General features: G+C 30.3%; 15 protein-coding genes. 1 reads left to right on the forward strand and 14 read right to left on the reverse strand.

Annotated elements, in window-relative coordinates; translation table 11 throughout:
- Positions 1-8: 8 nt before the first annotated feature.
- The 6 genes from C7N41_RS05135 to dnaE form a co-directional block, all read right to left on the reverse strand.
- Positions 9-740 carry a segregation and condensation protein A gene (locus C7N41_RS05135; RefSeq protein WP_105964648.1) on the reverse strand — a complete coding sequence of 244 codons (732 nt, stop codon included), beginning with the start codon at positions 738-740 and terminating at the stop codon, positions 9-11.
- Positions 724-1,086, reverse strand: coding sequence for a reductase (locus tag C7N41_RS05140; RefSeq protein WP_105964649.1), 363 nt, complete (start codon positions 1,084-1,086; stop codon positions 724-726). Before C7N41_RS05140 ends, C7N41_RS05135 begins: the two co-directional genes overlap by 17 nt.
- A gap of 24 nt (positions 1,087-1,110) precedes the next feature.
- Positions 1,111-1,998: a site-specific tyrosine recombinase XerD gene (xerD, locus tag C7N41_RS05145; RefSeq protein ID WP_105964650.1), complete on the reverse strand. Its 888-nt coding sequence runs from the start codon at positions 1,996-1,998 to the stop codon at positions 1,111-1,113.
- An 11-nt stretch (positions 1,999-2,009) separates the two neighbouring features.
- Complete coding sequence (locus C7N41_RS05150) at positions 2,010-2,897, reverse strand: CvfB family protein (protein ID WP_105964651.1); 888 nt, start codon at positions 2,895-2,897, stop codon at positions 2,010-2,012.
- 120 nt (positions 2,898-3,017) lie between these two features.
- Positions 3,018-4,778, reverse strand: a complete 1,761-nt coding sequence (pyk, locus tag C7N41_RS05155) for a pyruvate kinase (RefSeq protein ID WP_105964652.1) — start codon at positions 4,776-4,778, stop codon at positions 3,018-3,020.
- 126 nt (positions 4,779-4,904) lie between these two features.
- Positions 4,905-8,255 carry a DNA polymerase III subunit alpha gene (gene dnaE / locus C7N41_RS05160; protein WP_105964653.1) on the reverse strand — a complete coding sequence of 1,117 codons (3,351 nt, stop codon included), beginning with the start codon at positions 8,253-8,255 and terminating at the stop codon, positions 4,905-4,907.
- 128 nt (positions 8,256-8,383) lie between these two features.
- Between dnaE and C7N41_RS05165 the strand changes: the two genes are divergently transcribed.
- Positions 8,384-8,572, forward strand: a complete 189-nt coding sequence (locus C7N41_RS05165) for a DUF2929 family protein (protein ID WP_105964654.1) — start codon at positions 8,384-8,386, stop codon at positions 8,570-8,572.
- A 45-nt stretch (positions 8,573-8,617) separates the two neighbouring features.
- On the opposite strand, the gene clpB is transcribed toward C7N41_RS05165, so the two are convergent.
- From clpB to glyQ, 8 genes are all read right to left on the reverse strand, one after another.
- Positions 8,618-11,200, reverse strand: a complete 2,583-nt coding sequence (gene clpB / locus C7N41_RS05170; protein ID WP_105964655.1) for an ATP-dependent chaperone ClpB — start codon at positions 11,198-11,200, stop codon at positions 8,618-8,620.
- Positions 11,201-11,315: 115 nt separating this feature from the next.
- Positions 11,316-12,551, reverse strand: a complete 1,236-nt coding sequence (gene pepT / locus C7N41_RS05175; protein WP_105964656.1) for a peptidase T — start codon at positions 12,549-12,551, stop codon at positions 11,316-11,318.
- A 16-nt stretch (positions 12,552-12,567) separates the two neighbouring features.
- Positions 12,568-13,371, reverse strand: coding sequence for a Nif3-like dinuclear metal center hexameric protein (locus tag C7N41_RS05180; protein WP_105964657.1), 804 nt, complete (start codon positions 13,369-13,371; stop codon positions 12,568-12,570).
- Complete coding sequence (locus C7N41_RS05185; RefSeq protein WP_105964658.1) at positions 13,372-14,067, reverse strand: tRNA (adenine(22)-N(1))-methyltransferase; 696 nt, start codon at positions 14,065-14,067, stop codon at positions 13,372-13,374.
- A gap of 83 nt (positions 14,068-14,150) precedes the next feature.
- Positions 14,151-15,260, reverse strand: a complete 1,110-nt coding sequence (gene rpoD / locus C7N41_RS05190) for an RNA polymerase sigma factor RpoD (RefSeq protein ID WP_105964659.1) — start codon at positions 15,258-15,260, stop codon at positions 14,151-14,153.
- Between the two features lie 22 nt (positions 15,261-15,282).
- Entirely contained in the window at positions 15,283-17,109 is a 1,827-nt protein-coding gene (gene dnaG, locus C7N41_RS05195) for a DNA primase (RefSeq protein WP_225362870.1), read from the reverse strand.
- Positions 17,110-17,232: 123 nt separating this feature from the next.
- Complete coding sequence (gene glyS, locus C7N41_RS05200; protein ID WP_105964660.1) at positions 17,233-19,311, reverse strand: glycine--tRNA ligase subunit beta; 2,079 nt, start codon at positions 19,309-19,311, stop codon at positions 17,233-17,235.
- Positions 19,311-20,240, reverse strand: a complete 930-nt coding sequence (glyQ, locus tag C7N41_RS05205; protein WP_105964661.1) for a glycine--tRNA ligase subunit alpha — start codon at positions 20,238-20,240, stop codon at positions 19,311-19,313. Before glyQ ends, glyS begins: the two co-directional genes overlap by 1 nt.
- Positions 20,241-20,374 lie beyond the last annotated feature (134 nt).

Here is a 20,374-nt window from a genome sequence, read left to right on the forward strand (position 1 = left end):
ACTCCAATCTATTTTTTACGAATATATATTCTATTATCAATTTGTTCAACAAAAATCAAATGTTCCTTCATTAACTCTAAGATTGACAAAAAGGTAGTTATAATTTTTTCTAAGTTATCATCAATGTTGAATAAAGAATTAAATTCTAAAATATCTTTGTTTTCTATCTTTTTAAGAATCCAATTAGACTGTTCCTTTACAGTGTAGTGCCATTCATTAATTTCATGCACATAAGGCTTATTGTACTGATGTTTTTTAATAATTGAATCAAAAGCATCTTTTATTAAATCAACATTCATTATTTTATTACCATTCAGATCTAACATTTCTGTAACAGTCGGTACTTTGGCTGTAATACTATGATGCATACTACTTTTCTTTTGCATCTTTTTTAATACTTTTGAGGCTTCTTTGTATTGTTGATAAATAATTAGTTGATTAACAAGTTCATTTCTAGGATCTTCATAATCATCGTCTTCATCTTCTAAGTCATCTTTTTTTGGTAGCAGCAATTTAGATTTAATCACCATTAAATTTGAAGCCATAACAAAATATTCGCCAATTACATTAACGTTCAATTCTTTCATCTTGTTTAAATAATCAACATACTGATTAGTTATTTTTTCAATTTCAATATCATATATATCCATTTGTGATTGTTTAATTAAATGTAACAATAATTCTAATGGACCATCAAAATCATTTATATGAATATTCATGACATTATTGCTTGGTTCCATTACGTTTCTCCCAAATTTCACAAATTTCAGTCGTATCCATAGTCCCAATTATTCGTTTATTCATATATAAATCTGATAGTTGATTTAACATAATACAACAATTATTCATATTCCAAGAATCAGGAGTTAGTATAATTCTACGAACAACCAATAATGAATTCTTAGATTCAATTGACAGCATTCCAGCCCAGTTATTATTTTCATTTTTCCATAAATATATAACTCGATCATCTGAATTTTTATACCAATTTAACTCAGATTTTAAAATTTCATTATTCATGTCGGGTATTAAGGAAAGCATATCCATAACTATTTTTTCATATTCACTACGATATTTTAATAACATTATAAAATCCTCCCTAATAAAAAGTTACGCTCTTGGATGGTACTTATTAAATGACTGATTCAAATGTTCATGAGAAATATGGGTATATATTTGAGTTGTAGAAATATCAGAATGTCCTAATAATTCTTGAACAATTCTTAAATCAGCTCCATTTTCCAAAATGTGAGTGGCAAAAGAATGTCTCAGAGTATGTGGCGTGACATCTTTCTTTATACCTGCCAAGGCCACATAATGCTTTATTTTTTGCCAAATACTTTGACGACTTAAACCACCACCATGAGCATTTAAAAATAAATAATCACTACGACGATTTTTTAATAGTTTAGAACGACTACTGCTTACATAGAAATTAATCCACTTAATTGCTTGAGTTCCAATTGGAATAATTCTTTCTTTATCGCCCTTACCTAAAGTTTGAATAATGCCCATCTCTAAATGTAAATTGTCCATCTTTAAATGAACCATTTCACTTACACGCAAACCGGTAGCGTACATAACTTCAAATATAGCACGATCGCGAATTCCATATTTATCATTAGTATCGGGTGTACTTAACAATCTATCTACTTCTTTTGTAGTTAAAACTGATGGAAAATGTTGAGCTTGCTTAGGTGTGTCTATTTTAATCATAGGATTATTATTAATATAATGAAATCTTAATAAATACTTAAAGAATTTTCTCATAGTCGAAATAAAACGGATAATTGAATTTCTCGCTTTACCGTTTTCTTTCATATATTTCATATAATTTAAAATAATACGTGAATCAACATCTTTAAAGCTATTTATATGTTCTTTGGAAAGATAATTTGCAAACTCTGCTAAATCTTGACGATAACTTTTAATTGTATTTTCAGATAAGCCACGTTCAATTAATAAAAAGTGTAAATAATCATTAATTGTCTCATTCATAAATTAGTCACCTATTCTTCAATACTAAATTCAATACCCTTTTGAGTCAGTTTTAGTTCACCATTAATTTGTTCAACTAAACGATTCTTTAATAAATGACCTACCGCACGTTTAAATTGTCCCTTACTAATACCGAAATACTTTTTAATATCATCTGGGCTACTTTTGTCAGTATATGGTAACTTGTAATCATCAGAATGTTTTAAAACTGCAAATAACATTTTCGAATCACCATCAATAGCTTCATAACCACGAGGCTTCATTGATAAATTTAACGTCCCATCACGTAATACACCAATGACTCGCACATTAACATGTTTACCAAGATTAGGTTCAACATCACGTTCACTAGGATGAATAAATCCTAAATGATAGTCATCAGTAATAACTCTAGTACCTGCTAATTTAAGACGATAAGTTGTAGCTTTTAAATTATGATTCATCAATTCCTTACCACCTGGGGTCGAAATATCCTGAAATATTTGTTCATCAGCTAATTCTCCCCATATACGACCCTTTTTATCTACTTTCAAAGAAATCATAAGATAGTCGCCATGTTTAGGCCACAATTTAGTAAGTTCAGGTAAGTCATCAATTGATACAGCAATATCTTTATTAGGCAAACCAATATCAACAAATACACCTAGGCCATATTTACTTTGTACAACTTGCCCAAAAGCAAAATGGTCAACTTGAACCTTAGGTGCATCTCTTGTAATTTGCATTTTATGGTCCTCATTTTCATAAGCAAAACCACTAAATTTACTTCCAATATGCAATGGTTTAACAATTTCTGATTTATCTAATAAAAATGTTACCCCTTCAATTTGAACAAAATAACTTTTATCATTTTCATCAGTAACTTTTCCAGAAACTATTCTACCCAATATATTGTTCATTAATATACCTCATTTCGATTATTTATATTATAATTTTACACTAATTTTCATAATATTTCGATAGCAAAAAAGGATACGCAAAATGCGTACCCTTTTTATCAAATAATTATTATTTAATCATTATAATGAATTAGCAGCACCACTGTATACAATACCACGACGAGCATCAACAGTGATTGTTTGTCCATCAGAAATTTCTTCAGTTGCGCCAGTTGCACTAACGATAACTGGAATGCCTAATGAAATACCAACTACCGCTGCATGTGATGTCATTCCACCATTTTCAACGATAATTGCGCTAGCTTTCTTCATTGCTGGTAAGAAGTCTTTGTTAGTGTTCTTAGCCACTAACACGCCACCGTCTACAGCTTTGCTGTTTGCGTCGGCAGCGTTACTTGCTAAAAAAGCCTTACCAATAACGGTCTTATCACCGATTCCTTGTCCTTGTGATAATTCTGAACCGATTAATTTAACACGCATAACGTTAGTAGTACCTTTTTCGCCAACTGGAACACCAGCAACGATTAATACTAAGTCGCCTTCCTTAGATAAGCCTGATTCAACAGCTTTCTTAGCAGCAAAATCAAACATACCATCTGTAGTTTCTGGCTTGTCAACAACAATTGGTTGAACACCCCAGTTAACCATTAGGCCACGACGTACACGATCATCAAAAGTTAATGCTAAAATATCAGCATTTGGATGGTATTTAGAAATCATACGAGCTGAGTAACCAGTAGTAGTAGTAGTAACAATTGTCTTAATGTCTAAGTCTTTAGCCATTTGAGCAACTTGTTTACCAAATGCTTCAGTTACATCACCATTCTTGAATTCAGGACGTGCGTCACCGTATTCAGCATAATGGTTTTCAGCTTTAATATCTAATTTATTCATCATTCCAACAGCTTTAGCTGGGTAAGCACCATTAGCACTTTCACCTGAAAGCATAGTAGCATCAGTACCACTTAATACAGCATATTCAACATCTGAAGCTTCAGCACGTGTAGGACGTGGATTTTCAATCATTGAATCTAGCATTTGAGTAGCAGTGATAACTGGTTTACCCATTTCATTACATCTGTGGATCATATGTTTTTGAACGATTGGAACATTTTCAGCAGGAATTTCAACAGCCATGTCTCCACGAGCAATCATTAAACCATCAGAAACCTTCATGATTTCTTCAAAGTTGTCAATTCCTTCTTGTGATTCAATCTTAGGGAAAATTTGAACATCTTCCATATGTTCTTCTTCAAGTAATTTGCGGATATCTAAGATATCTTGAGGTTTTCTTACGAATGAAGCAGCAATGTAGTTAATGTTCATCTTTGATAAACCAAAGCGAATATCACTTGAATCTTTTTCAGTGATACCTGGTAAATTAATTGATACTCCTGGAGCATCAACAGTTTTACGTGAACCTAAAGTGGCATTATTTTGAGCAGTAACAACTAATTCTTTGTTATCAGTATCTTTATCTTCAACAACAGCATCTAAAATACCATCATCAAATAAAACATGTCCACCAACTTTAACATCATCAAATAGGCCTGGGTAAGTAACGGCAATTTTGTCCTTAGTACCTTCTAGACTACTATCCATTGAAATTCTGAATTGGTCATCGGTATGAAAATCAATCTTACCATCTTTTTGCTTAGAGGTACGAATTTCAGCACCTTTAGTATCAAGCATGATACCCATTGATTTACCTGTCTTCTTTTCAGCTTCATGAACTTTGTCTAAACGACCTAAATGTTCTTCATGATCACCATGTGAAAAATTAAATCTGAAAACATTAGCTCCTGAGTTAATTAAACTAGCAATAGTTTCAACATCATTACTAGCAGGTCCTAATGTACTTACGATTTTTGTTTTTTTCATAAGTAAAATCTCTCCTTTTATTTTGTATCAAATATATAATTCAATACATAATGGATTTCAATGTAAATTGTATCACTTTTTAAAATCTATGTCTGCTATTTTCTTTATAGTTTCTATAATAAATTATCATTTATAAACAACGTTACCATTCCCTAATATATAAATTAGTTTATTAAATAAATTTGAATTATAATTCAAATCATAATTATGATTAAGCAAAGTTGTTTTTTTATTTTTTTCACGATAAATAATTACCCGATTATTCCCATAATTATTCTTTATTTCTTGATATAGAATATTTATGTTCTCAGGTGAATCATGATCACTGTCTATTTTTAAATACCACTTTTTATTCGAATTATCCCGATTATTTTTTATTAAATCACTTTTAACATTCGCTGCAGGATATATTTTATTAGCAATAATTTGAGCACCATCTCGTTGTTCAACTTTGCCTTTAATTAAAACTACAATTCCATTTTTAAACCAATCCTTAATCATAGTAAACACATTAGGAAAAATGGTGATACTTAAGCCACCAGATAAATCAGTACCATGAGCAAAAGCCATTTCCTTACCGTTTTTTGTTCTAATTTGTTTGATGGAATCTAAATACAAAACAGTGTATATATCACCTTTATATTCCAATACACTATCAGATGAAACAATATTAATACTATTAAAAATATTTATATATTGTTCTACAGGATGTCCAGATAAATATGCACCCAAATATTCATTTTCTTTTTGTAATTTTTCATTTAAAGGCATTTCATCCAAATGTTTTATTTTAGGCTTTAGTGCATCAAATAATTCCATTGAATTACCGCTTAAATTAATGGAGTCGATAAATTCAGGGATTGATGCTAACAATTCCGAACGGTTATATCCAAAGTCATCCATTGCACCCGAATAAACAAGCGAATTAATCAAATCTATTTTTCTATATTTAGAATCAATTCTTTGCAGAAATTGTTCTAAGTTATTAAATAGACCATTAGTATTTCGCTCATCAATTAAATCATTAATAAAATCACTACGTAGTCCCTTAATAGAACCTAAGCCGAATAACACATTATTATGATATATTTTAAATTCCTTATCACTAATATTAATATTAGGGCCATCAACTTTTATATTTCGCTTTTTTAATTCTGTTAAATAAATCTTAGTTTTTTTATTATTATTCAATACTGAGTTTAATATGCTAACAAAAAACTGCATACTGTAATGAGCTTTTAAATAGGCTAATTCAAAGGCCATTTTGCTATAAGCAACAGCATGTGATTTATTAAAACCATAACTGGCAAACTGATCAATATAATCAAAAGTTTGTTTGGCAGCTGTTTCACTATATCCTTTTTCTAAAGCTCCACTAATAAATTTGGATTTCATTGAATCCATTACATCATGCTTTTTCTTGCTCATAGCCCTTCTAAGTAAATCGGCTTCACCTAAAGTAAATCCACCCATTGTAGAAGCAACTCGCATAACTTGCTCTTGATAAACAATAATACCAAAAGTTGGTCCTAAAATAGATTTTAATGTGTCATCAGCATAAGTAACATTTTCCTGGCCATTTTTACGTTTGATAAAAGATTCAATATTCCCCATTGGGCCTGGACGATACAAAGCATCAACTGCAGCAACCAAATTAAAATTATTCGGTTGCAATGCTTTTAATACTCTCTTAATACCAGCAGATTCAAACTGAAAAATACCGTTAGTATCCCCTCTTTTAAATAAAGACAAGGTTTTTGAATCATCTAAATTAATGTTTCTGATACTAAAATTATTGTTTGCTTCGCTTTTTACATGATTAACAATATCTGCAAGTAATGAAAGGTTCCTCAATCCTAAAAAGTCAATTTTTAAAAGACCTATCTCTTCAACGTAGTTTTTAGAATACTGAGTCATCAAAATGCCTTCACTGCCATTTTGCAGAGGTGCAGTTTTCACTAATTTATCTTTACTTAAAATTAAACCAGCAGCATGCGTTGAATAATGTCTTGGCAGTCCCTCTAATTTTCTAGCAGTATCAAATAAAAGCCGATTAAGATGATTATCACTAACCAAATTTTTTAGTTTTTGTGATTGATCATAAGCAGCATCTAAAGTAATATGTAACTGATTACTAGGAATTGCATTACTCCAATCACTCATTTGATAAGGAGACAAACCAAAAGTTCTACCTACATCCCTTAAAACTTGTTTAGCTGCCATTGTTCCAAAAGTAACAATTTGTGCAACATGGTCATCCCCATATTTATTATGAACATAGTCTAAGACTTGTTCTCTTTTATCATCTGGTATATCTAAATCAATATCTGGCATCTGAGCACGTTCTTCATTTAAGAAACGTTCAAAAAGTAAATCATACCCAATTGGATCTACATCAGTAATATATAAGCAATATGCTACTAAAGATCCAGCAGCTGATCCTCTTCCTGGACCAGTCATAATATTAGCTTTATGTGCATAATTAATTACGTCCCAAACAATTAAAAAATAGTCATCAAAATTCATACGGTCAATAACTGATAACTCATATTTTAATCTTTCATAATATTGTTTTTGATTATCCTTAAGTATATTTAATTCATCAAATCTTGCTAATAATCCTTTTTTACACAACTGTTTTAAATATTCTTTTGATGACAAACCATAATTGTTTTTAAATTTAGGTAATTGTGGTTGTTTCTTATCAATTGTCACATTGGTGGCATGAATAATAGCTTCATTATTTTTTACAATATCTTGATGGCCAGATGAAACAAAATTATTAATAAAATCATTTTTAGGTTTTAACCAGTTATCATCTTTTAAATTACTTTCTTCAAGCGGATTAGAAAATTTTTCACCATTATCTACATATCGCAAAACTTTAAGCGCAAAAGAATCATCTTTATCTATATTTTGCACTTTAGAGAAAGCAACAAGCTTAATATCCAACTTGAGTTTAATTATAGAATCATAATATCCATTATTAAGATCTTTATCACTAATACCAAAATATAAGTTATTATAGTCAACAAATTCATTTAAAAAATCAGAAACTTTTTCAAAATTATCTTGTTTAATCAAGCTTGCAATGTTGCCGTAATTAGGAATAACAATAAATAAATCATTTAGGACCGGTTTTATGTCAGATAATGATATTTTTTCAGATTCATTAGTCATCTTTTTAGTGGATATCTTCATTAATTTTTGATAACCATTATTATTTTTAGCAATTAAAACTAGTTTAAATTGGTCGTCATTTAATCCATTAAGTTCAATTGTTAAACCGATAATTGGATGAATATTATTTTTTATGCACTTATTATAAAATTCAATAGCACCGTACATAACATTTTCATCAGTTAAAGCTAAAGCATTATAGCCTCTTTGCTTAGCCGCCGAAATTAAATTATCAATTGAAATAGTGCTATTTAATAAACTATATGAACTTATTACATTTAAAGGTACATAATCCATAATATAATCATCCCTTTCTATTTGAATATTATAACAAATAATTTTATCATGCTCATACGATTATATTTATAATTGTATTTAAAGATAGATATGTGATAAAATTTTTATGAATTGCGAGGTGGATAGTAATGAAATTTCTTACAAAAAATTTAACAGTTGTTTTTTGGTCAGCTATTTTTGGTGAAATTATCGGATACATCGTAGGTCAATTGGAGAATCAAACTTACTCTTCAATTAGTATCGCAGTTGTAACAGTAATTACTGCACTTATTTTAGTTAACTGTGTAACTTTAATTTCTGGTAATGCAAACAAATAAGCAAACAAAAAAGAGTTTAAGCTTGATAGCTTAAGCTCTTTTTATTTATTTAAAAGATAGTTTGTCACCATCTAAGTTAATGTTAACAGTGGATTTAGGCTTTATCTTATTGCCAATAATCAATTTTGCTAAAGGTGTTTCAACATAACGAGTTACAAACCTTTGTAATGGTCGAGCTCCATATTGAGGTTCATATCCGTTTTTAGCAATCCAGTCTAGCGATTCATCACTAATTTTAATTTTAATTTGTTGATCTTGTAGACGTGAGGATAATTTATCAACTAATTTTTTGACTATTAACTTCACATCATCAATTGATAATGGTTTAAACATAATTACATCATCAATACGATTTAAAAATTCAGGCTTAAAGCTTGTTTTTAACAAATCATTAACCTGACTTTTGGCTTCACTACTAATATCACCATTTTCATCAGTACCTTTTAATAGCAAATCAGAACCTAAATTAGAAGTCATAATTAAAATAGTATTCTTAAAGTCAATTGTACGACCTTGACCGTCGGTTAAACGACCATCGTCTAACACTTGTAATAAGATATTAAATACATCCGGATGTGCCTTTTCAATTTCGTCAAATAAAACAATTGTATATGGATTTCTTCTAACCGCTTCTGTTAGTTGGCCACCTTCTTCATATCCCACATATCCAGGAGCAGCTCCTACTAATCTAGAAACAGAAGCTTTTTCCATATATTCTGACATATCAATTCTAACCATATGATCTTCAGAATCAAATAAATTGGCAGCAAGTGATTTGGCCAATTCTGTTTTACCTACACCGGTAGGTCCTAAAAACAAGAAAGAACCTAAAGGCTTACTTGGATCTTGTAAACCTGCACGTGATCTTAAAACTGCATCAGAAACTGCTTCAACAGCTTCATTTTGTCCAATTACACGTTGGTGTAAATTATCATCTAAGTGTAGTAATTTAGCACGTTCGCCTTGCATTAAACGGTTAACTGGAATTCCAGTTTCTCTACTTAAAATATTCCCAATTTCATTTTCAGTAACAGATTCACTAACTAACCAATCATCATTATGATCTTGGCCTTCCATTTGCTTAAGCTCTTCTTCTAACTTAGGAATAGTTCCATGCTGTAATACAGCAGCCTTATTTAAATCATAAGAACTTTCGGCTTGCTGTAAATCATTTTTGGCCTGATCTAATTCAGATTTCTTATCCCCTAATTTTTGAATAGAACTTTTTTCTTGTTGCCATCTAGCATTTAGATTATTAACGGTTTCTTTTAAATTAACTAATTGGGGTTCTAATTCTGATAAACGATTTTTAGATTCGTCATCGCTTTCATTCTTTAGAGCAGCTTCCTCAACTTCAGCTCGGATAAGCTTACGATGAGCTTGATCTAACTCAGTAGGACTAGAATTCATTTCAACCTCAATCGTAGAAGAAGCCTCATCCACTAAATCAATTGCTTTATCCGGCAAGAATCGATCAGTGATATATCGATCAGATAATTTAGCTGCAGCCACTAATGCATTATCATGAATTCTTACTCCATGATGAATTTCAAGACGTTCTTTAATTCCTCTTAAAATAGTAATAGTGTCATCAACACTTGGTTCATTAACGTGAACCCTTTGGAAACGACGTTCTAGTGCTTTATCTTTTTCTAAATACTTACGATATTCATCTAAAGTAGTAGCACCAATTAAATGTAAATCACCACGCGCTAACATGGGTTTTAACATATTACCAGCATCCATACTACCTTCAGATTTACCAGCACCAACAATATTATGAATTTCATCGATAAACATAATAATTTTACCTTCAGATTTTTTAACTGCTTTTAAAACAGCTTTTAATCGTTCTTCAAATTCACCACGATATTTAGCACCAGCAATCAATGAGCTCATATCTAATTCAAATAATTGCTTATCTTTCAAGTTATCAGGAACATCATTTACAGCAATTCTCTTAGCTAAGCCTTCAACAATTGCTGTTTTTCCAACACCAGGATCCCCTAATAAGATTGGATTATTTTTGGTCATTCGAGAAAGAATTCTAATAACATCTAATATTTCTTCATCACGACCAATAATGGGACCTAATTTGCCGGCACGAGCCTCTTTAACCAAATCGACACCATATTTTTTTAACGCTTGGAAATTGTCTTCTTGATTCTTAGAAGTCACTTTTTCACCTCCACGAATTTTTTCTACTTCATTAGTTACTTTTTGTTTAGTAATATCATTTTCTTTTAAATAATCGCTTAATTTGTCACCACTAACATCCATTAAAGCAATTGTTAGTGTATCAACGGCAACATATTGGTCACCTAATTTATCTTTAATTTGATTAGCATTCTGCATTAATTGATACATATTTGATGAAATATTTTGTCCATAAGAGACATTACTGCCCTCAACAGTTGAAATACTATCTAATTCTTTATCAATTTCTGCTTCTAATTTTTTTACGTCTAAACCTAGTTCAGAATAAATTTGACGAGCCAATTCACCAGGTTGAACCAAAAATTTAAATAAATGAGCAATCGTAATTTCTTGATGCTTACGGTTAACTGCAACTTTTTGTGCTTCAGCCAATGCTTTTGTTACCGCTTCTGTTAAATCATCTGGATTCAATATATTCCACCTACTTTATATAATAAAAAATACTTATAAGTTGATTACTCAACTTATAAGTAAATTTTACCAAAACATTAATTTAATTAAAAATAATTTGACCATTATTGACTAATTATTTTTTAACATTTAAATTAGCAATTTCAATTAATAAATCACAAGCTTTTTCCATCGTTTGTAGTGAAACATATTCAAAACGACCATGCATATTTTCACCACCTGCAAAAATGTTAGGTGTGGGTAAGCCCATGAATGAAATTTTAGATCCATCTGTACCGCCACGGACTGGAAAAATATCAGGCTTAATATTTATATTATTCATCGCTTGTTTGGCTAAATCAACCACTGTCATATCTTGATTGATTACTTCTGCCATATTATAATACTGATCTTTTATATCGACATTAATTAGTGGTTCATCAAATTGTTTATTCATTTCTTCTGCAATTTTATTAAAATATTTTTTTCTGGAATTAAAACGATTTTCGTCATGATCTCTGATAATATAATTTAATTTAGTATGATCTACCGTCCCATTAAAATTGGTCAAGAAATAAAAACCGTCTCGTCCGTCTGTAACTTCTGGACGTTCATACTTAGGTAAACTTTCATTGAATTGCATTCCAATTAATGCAGAATTAATCATAACCCCTTTAGCCTCTGCAGGATGCACATCTGTTCCTTTAATATCTACAGTTGCTGAAGCAGCATTGAAAGTCTCATATTGCAATTGACCTAACGATCCACCATCAACTGTATATGCAATATCAGCTCCAAAATCTTTAGTATCAAAATTGTCAGCACCTGTTCCAATTTCTTCATCGGGACCAAAACCGATTTCAATTTCACCATGCTTAATTTCCGGATGATTAATTAAATAATCCATAGAAGTTATAATTTCTGCAACCCCTGCTTTATCATCAGCTCCCAATAAAGTATTACCATCGGTAGTAATTAAAGTTTGCCCATTATATTTTTTTAAGCTAGGAAATACTTTAGGGTCTAATTTGTATTCTCCATTACCCAAATGAATCACAGAGTTACCATCATATTTTTCAATTATTTGTGGATTTACATTTTCAGAATTAAAATCAGCAGTATCAACATGTGAAATAAAACCAATCTTTTTTACTTTTTTATTAATATTTGAAGGTAAAGTAGCGAATACATAACCACTTGATTCATTAGTTCTAACATGTTCTAATCCAATGGACTTCAATTGTATTTTTAAGTCATTGAGAAAATTAACTTGTTCTTTAGAAGAAGGTATTTTATTAGTGTTTTCATTAGAGCGGGTGTTAATTTTCACATAGCTTAAAAATCTTGGTAATAATGATTCATATTTATGCATATTAAGTTAACTCCTTTTAAATGAATGTAAATGGATCTGTATTTATATCAGACTCTATCACTTCTACATTCCAATTCAATTGATTTGCCCATTTTCTAAACATTGCGGCTAAATAAGGCTTACAAATACTTTCAATATGATGTCCTGGATCAACAACTGAAAAATCAGAAGCTAACATATCATGCCCTACATGATAATATACATCACCGGTAACATAAACATCGGCACCTTTATTCTTAGCAATATTAAAGAATTTACCGCCATCACCACCTAAAATGGCTACTTTATTCACTAATTTATCCGGGGTATTACTAATTAATCGAAGACCGCTAATATTAAATTGTTTTTTACAGAATTCAGCAAATTCGTAAACTGTCATGGTATTAGAAAGCATCCCAATTCTACCCATAAAGTATTCATGGTTGTTCATCTTAGCTTGATAAACTAATCCTTTAGTATCTTTTAACTGCAAACTATCTGCTAACCAATCATTCATGCCATCAACAGCATTATCTAAATTAGTATGAGCCGAGTAAACAGTAATATGATGCTCAATTATTTTCGCATACATACTATTTTGTGGATTACTAAGATCTAAATTTTTAGCTGGGCGGAACATCAAAGGATGATGAGAAAAAATAAAATCAACCTGATTATTAATTGCTTCGTCAACTACTTCAGGCCTTACATCTAAAGTTGTCATAATTTTATGAACATCCTGATTTAACGATCCAATTTGTAGTCCAATTGGATCTCCATCAACTGCAATATTTTTAGGAGCAAATTTTTCAAATTGCTTTACTAATTCAATTACCTTCATTTATAAAACTTCCTTAATTTCTTTAATTTCTTTTTTCATTTTGTTAATTTTTATTATTGGCTTTGGTCCCTTCATATTATCCATACTGGAAATAATATTTCCTAAGCGTTTAATCTCATTTTGCCATTTTTCAATAAAAACAGGAGATTTTTTTTCTAACAATATTGGGCCAAATTTTAATTCTTCCAGTGTATAAATGATTTTATCATTAACCTTTTGAGCTTCAATTATTTCATAATTATGTCCATCTTCTCTTAGAATATGTTCATTTATTATTGAGTAATAGTTATCCATTAACCATTTTCTTAAAATATCTTCACCAACATTAGGTTGAAGAACTAGTAATTCCTTACCATTAAGATGACTTTGTCCGTTCTCTAAAATATCGCGAATCAAGATTCCACCCATTCCAGCTATTACAACACAGTTAATTTCATCTTCTTTTTTGATAGAAAGTAGTCCATCTGCTAACCTTGTATCAGTTTTATCTGATAAATTTTCTTTTAAAATTTCATTTTTTGCGTTTTGTAAAGGACCTTTTGCCACCTCACTAGCGATGGCATATTCTATTAAACCTTTTTTTAATAAATAAACAGGCAAGTAAGCATGATCAGATCCAATATCTGCTACACGACTATCATTTGGAACATAATTTGCAACTGCTTTTAAACGTTGTGATAAGTGATTTGCATCCATTTAAACACCTTTTTCTAAAATTTATTTAATAATTAATTATAACAAAAAACAGGTAGTAATTAATCTACCTGTTTCAATAAATTTTATTCTAAAAAGTCTTTTAATTGTTTACTACGTGAAGGATGACGTAATTTACGTAGAGCTTTAGCTTCAATTTGTCTAATTCTTTCTCTAGTAACACCGAATACCTTACCAACTTCTTCAAGTGTTCTAGTTCTACCGTCATCCAAACCAAAACGAAGTCTTAACACATTTTCTTCACGATCAGTTAATGTATCAAGCACACCTTCTAATTGTTCTTTTAACAATTCATATGCAGCATGATCAGCTGGACTAGTTGCTTCTTGATCTTCAATAAAGTCACCTAGATGAGAATCATCTTCTTCACCAATAGGAGTTTCAAGTGAAACTGGTTCTTGAGAAATTTTAAGAATACCACGAACTTTTTGAGTTGGCATATCCATTTCAGCACCAATTTCTTCTGGAGTAGGTTCACGTCCTAAATCTTGAAGTAATTGACGTTGAATTCTAATTAATTTATTAATAGTTTCAACCATATGAACAGGAATTCTAATTGTTCTAGCTTGATCCGCTATGGCACGAGTAATAGCCTGTCTAATCCACCAGGTAGCATAAGTTGAAAATTTAAAACCTTTACGGTAATCAAACTTTTCAACAGCTTTCATAAGACCCATGTTTCCTTCTTGAATTAAATCTAAGAATTGCATTCCACGACCTACATAACGCTTAGCAATTGAAACAACTAAACGTAAGTTAGCTTCTGCTAATTCTTGCTTAGCTTCTTCATCGCCTTTTTCAATTCTCAAAGCTAATTCAACTTCTTGGTCGGCTGTTAAAAGTGATACACGACCAATTTCTTTAAGATACATTCTAACAGGATCGTTAATTTTAACTCCTGTAGGAGCTGAAGAAGAATGCTTTAATTCTGATTGGGTAACTTTTTTGGCAGCTTCTAACGCTCTTGGATCAGGATCACCATTTTCATCTACAACACTAATTCCTTTATCTTCAACTTTTTCTAGAAGATTATACATTTGTTTCTTTGTTAACTTAAATGGAACCGCAATACTATCATTTAAATCGTCGTAAGTTACATGTCCAACTTTCTTTTGTTTCTTAATTAGTGCATTAACTGATTCTTTTAGTTCTTTTTTGTTTGATTTTCCAGCCATTAAACTGCCTCCTAAATTAAGCTTAATTACTAATTTGTTTTTTACGTTGTAAATTAATAATGTCTGTAGTTATATCAATTTGACGATCTACATCGCCTAGCTTCTTGGCCTCATCTAATTCAGCCTGTTTAGTTTTAAGCTGTTTTTCAATGGGAGCATCATTCATTATTATATTAACATAATCATCGATTTCTGAGTTAGTAGGTTCACCTGATAAGTCAATTAAATCAATATTTATTAATAATTGTTGTAAATCTTCTTCTTTAACAAAATCTTGAAAAGCATCGGCTTTATATTCTGCATGGTTTTTAAAATATTCTTGAGCCAGAATATAAATTAATTGATATTTATCATCAACAAAGCAAAAACCTTCTTTTCCCATTATTCTTAACCACATTTCATGATTATTTAGAATGCGATTTAATAAGCTTTTTTCAGCCATTTCGACTCTTCCAACAGGTTTAACGTTAGCAATTGAAATTGTATCATAATTTTTAGATGAACTATTTGATTTATAAGCGCTAGTTTTATGTCCTAAATTATTTCGATTAACCAATTTATTTAATTGGTTAGTTAAATCAATTTTATTTAGACCAAATTGCTCAGAGATTTGATTAATATATACATCACGTTCAATGGGTTGAGAAATTTTAGCAATTTCACGAATAACATCGTTTATATAATTAATCTTATCATTTTCATTATCTAGGTTGCGATTCAACTTTAAGAAATGCATTTTAAATGAAATTACAGATTCTAAAGCAGAATGCATATATGACTTGAATTTAGATTCACCATTTTGCTGACGATATTCATCAGGATCGATACCACTAGGCATTTGAATAACGCCTAATTTTAATTGTGTTTTTTCAAGAATTCCTATAGACCTATTAATAGCATTTTGCCCAGGTGCATCCCCATCATAACAAACATATAAATTAGTAGTATTTCTTTGTAACAAATATATTTGCTCATCAGTTAAGCTTGTTCCCATTGAAGCTATTCCATTCTGTACTCCAGATTGGTATGCAGAAATAACATCCATAAATCCTTCGTACAAAATAGCTGTTTTTTCTTTTCTAATGGTATTTCTAGCATTAGAAAAATTAAAAAGTACTTTGCGCTTATTAAATATTTTAGTCTCAGGACTATTTAAATACTTAGCTTGATTATCATCTTTATTTAAAATTCTTCCAGAAAATGCAATAACATTTCCAAACTCATTAGTGATTGGATAAATTATTCGATTGAAAAATCGATCTTTCAAATCACCATTGTCATCTTCTAAAAACAAACCAGACTTTCTTAAATCTTGATATTTATATTTTTTCTGAACCAAAAAAGTTTTTAAAATTGAATTACTTGGAGCAAATCCCAATTGATATTTATCAATTGTTTCATCCTTCAAGCCACGATTATGAAGATAATCTAAAGCAGATTGCCCCATTTCAGTATTCATTAAAATATGATGATATAAATCTGTAGATTGAGTATGGATGTCAATTAAGATTTGTTCATCAGAATCAATTTTTTTACTATTGTTTGATGATTGTACATATTTATCATCTATTTTAATTCCCTGCATATCAGCAACTTTATTGATTGCCTCAGGATATGATAAATTTTGTAATTCCATCAAAAATTTAAAAACATTTCCACCACGACCACAACTAAAACAATGGAAAATTTGTTTTTGTTCATTTACTGAAAAAGAAGGCGTATTTTCTTCATGAAAGGGACATAATCCAAATAAATTTTTACCAGATTTATGCAAAGATACAAATTGACCCACAACATCAGAAATATTAGTTTGATCTCTGACTTTATCAATAACATCTTCAGGAATCATATTTATCACCCCTTTTTCAGATATAAAAGTCGCACTTAAAATAAAAAGTGCGACTTTTATCATTAATTATTACGTACAAGTATTTAATATTTTAACAATCTATCTTGATTTTGTCTAATTATATTACTTAACAATTAATTTATCTAAATCAGCAAACCAATTAATCATATTAGCAATAATTGTCATTTGTCTTAAATGATTATTTTTAATATTATCATCTTTTGCCATTACCATTGTTTCATCAAAATAATCATTAATAACATCTTTCAATGACATTAATTTATCAAATTCAGCATTTGCACCTAATTGATAGTAGTTTTCACTAATTGTAGAAACTTTTTCATATAATTTCTTTTCAGAATCATTTTCAAATAATGATTCATCAATATTTAAGTCATCATTATTAAAACTTTGTTTGTTGGAAATTCTTAATACACGAGTTAAAGCTTCAATAGATTTTTTAAATTCATCATCATCTTTATGTTGATTTAAAACATTTGCAACTTCAAAAATGAATAAAATGTTATGATTCTTAGTTTCTGAAATTGCATCAATAATATCATGTCTTAACTTATCATCTTTTAACACTTTAATAATACGGTCATTAATAAAGCCAACAATATCATTAAATTCTTTTGTTTGATCTAATGATGGAGCTACTTCATGCTCATTTTCACTCTTAATAAATGAATTCATCATGTTTTCTAAATTAAAGTTCCATTTTTGATTGTTAACAATTCTAACAATTCCGTTTGCTTGTCTTCTTAAAGCATATGGATCATTAGATCCACTAGGAATCATACCAGCAGCAAAGAAAGTTAGAATACTATCAAATTTATCAGCAACGGCTAATACTGCACCAACCTTTGTTGCTGGTAAATCACCATTAGCTGAGATAGGCATGTAATGTTCACGAATTGCAGTTGCTACAGATTTATTTTCACCCTTAAGTAATGCATATTTTTCACCCATTATTCCTTGTAGTTCTGAAAATTCACCAACCATACCAGTAACTAAATCAAATTTATAAATTTGGGCAGCTCTTTTAACATCAGAAAGTTCAGTATCACTTAGCCCCACATGCTTACCTAAAACTTGAGTAATTACTTCAACACGTTGCATTTTTTCATACATTGTTGAAATTTTATCGTGGAAGCTAACTTTTTTAAGTTTGTTTACATAAAAATCAATATCATTTGATTGATCTTCTTTATAGAAGAACATTGCATCTTCTAAACGAGCAGTTAATACTTTTTCATTACCCACAGCAACATTTTCGAGATAATCTTTATTTCCATTTCTTACAGAAATGAAGTAAGGTAAAATATTTTTATCTTGATCTTGTACATAAAAGAATCTTTGATTATCGCGCATTGAAGTAATCAAAACATCAGCTGGTAATTCCAAATACTTTTTGTCAAAATTACCATAAAATGCAGTTGGCCATTCAACTAAGTTATTAACTTCTTCCAATAAAGAAGGATTAATATTAACAACCCAATTATTATCTTTACTTATTTGTTCAATTTGATCTTTAATCAATTTTTTACGTTTATCGGCATCAACAATAACAAATTGATCATGTAAAGCTTTTTCATAATTATCAGCAGATTCAATAGTAGTATATTGACCTAAGAAACGATGACCCCGACTAACATTACCAGCAGTAACATCTAAAATCTTAATTGGTAAAACTTTATCGTCTAATAATGCAACCATCCATCTAATTGGACGAATAAATTCTAAGTCATAAACATTCCATTTCATAAGAGTTGGGAAAGTCATACTAGTAATGACATCTTTCATACCCATTAGCACTTCACTGACAGGTTTACCATCAATATGCTTTTCAACAAATACATATTCAGTACCTTTTACTTCTTTAAAAGTAATATCATCAGTTGTAGCACCTTGTCCTTTAGTAAAACCAATAGCAGCTTTACTCCAATTGCCGTCATCATCTTGAGCAATTTTTTTAGCAGGTCCCTTAACAGATTCATCAATATCTTCTTGTTTATCTGCCAAACCAGTAATTTGGATTGTTAAACGACGTGGAGTTGAAAAAGGTTTAATATCGTCAAATTCAATTCTTTGATCTTTTAAGTAGTCTTTAGTTCTTTTGACTAATTGTTTAATACTTGGAGTAACCACATGAGCCGGCATTTCTTCAAGACCAACTTCTAATAAGAATGTATGTGCCATTATTTTTCCTCCTTGTTATAATCTGCTAGTAATTCTTTACGTTTTTTATCATCTTTAATTAATGGGAATCCACGTTTTGCACGTTCTTTAATAAATGCCTTTGCAATAGATCTAGCCATTTTTCTAATTCTAGATAAATAGCCAGCTCTTTCAGTAACTGAAACTGCTCCTCTAGCATCTAATAAATTAAAGGTATGACTACACTTCAAAACATAATCATATGCAGGGTGAACTAAACCATTTGCAATTTGTTTCTTAGCTTCTGTCTCAAAGTTATCAAACATATTTAATAACATGTCTTGATTACTTTCCTCAAAGCTATATTTTGAATGTTCGTATTCAGGTTCTTTAAAAATGTCCCCATATTTAACATTGTCATTCCAATTTAAATCAAAAACATTATTAACATCTTGAATATATGATGCTAATCTTTCAAGACCATAAGTTATTTCTGAAGCTACAGGGTTCATTTCTTGTCCACCAACAATTTGGAAGTAAGTAAATTGAGTAACTTCCATACCGTCTAGCCAGATTTCCCAACCAACACCGGCACAACCCATTGAAGGATTTTCCCAGTTATCTTCAACAAATCGAATGTCATGTTCAATTGGATTAATACCTAATTCCTTTAGACTATCTAGATAAAGTTCTTGAATATTTTCTGGTGATGGTTTCATAATAACTTGAAATTGATGATGTTGATATAAACGGTTAGGATTTTCACCATATCTACCATCAGCAGGTCTTCTAGAAGGTTCAACATATGCAGCATTCCATGGTTCTGGTCCTACTGCTCTTAAGAAAGTGTATGGACTCATAGTTCCTGCACCTTTTTCTGTATCATAAGCTTGCATTAACATACAACCCTTAAATGACCAAAATTGTTGTAATTTTAAAATAATTTCTTGCATTGACAACTTCTTTGTCATGAATAATTCCTCCTATTTATTAGGTGAGACACAAAAAATCCCTGCCGTAAAAAAGCATAATAAAATGCAATTTACAGCAGGGACGAATTTATTCGCGGTTCCACCCTACTTCTAGCTCTAATAAGAACTAGCAG

Source organism: Apilactobacillus micheneri (assembly GCF_002993975.1).
In the GTDB taxonomy this organism is placed as follows: Bacteria; Bacillota; Bacilli; order Lactobacillales; family Lactobacillaceae; genus Apilactobacillus; species Apilactobacillus micheneri.